Genomic DNA, 519 nt, shown 5'->3' with positions numbered 1-519 from the left:
GTTCTCGCCGTCATGGTGAAGCACCTTCCGGAAAAACAACGCAAAAAAGCGTTGACATACGGTTTAATCGGGGCCTACTTCTTTAGATTTCTATTCATTGGACTCGGTATGATCCTGATTAAATTCTGGTGGATCAAACTGCTCGGAGCCGCATATCTGGCATGGCTCGTCATCAAGCACTTCTTCATCGGTGAGGGCGATGATGAAGCAAACGCCATCAAAAAAGACAGCTGGATGGTACGCGTGTTCGGGGTCTTCTGGGCGACTGTCATTTCGGTAGAGCTCATGGACCTTGCATTTTCGGTCGACAGCATCCTGGCGGCATTTGCCGTATCTGAAAAGGTATGGGTGCTTCTGATCGGCGGCATGCTCGGCATCTTGATGATGAGAACCGTTGCGAAATTCTTCTTGACGCTGATTGACAAAGTGCCTGAACTTGAAACAACGGCCTTTGTTTTAATCGGAATTATCGCACTGAAAATGGCTGCGAGTGTATGGCATATTGAAATGCCGCACAGC

The 519-nt window shown here is 48.4% G+C and carries 1 protein-coding gene; it reads left to right on the top strand.

Going from position 1 to position 519, the window contains the following annotated elements; all coding sequences use genetic code 11:
* Positions 1 to 519: TerC family protein (locus AC27KL_RS28230; RefSeq protein ID WP_487171815.1), on the top strand; the 519-nt coding region annotated here is incomplete at both ends.

Source organism: Paenibacillus sp. YAE3, assembly GCF_057546105.1.
Note: the sequence above shows the minus strand (reverse complement) of the source record. Positions and strands in the feature narration are given on the sequence as shown.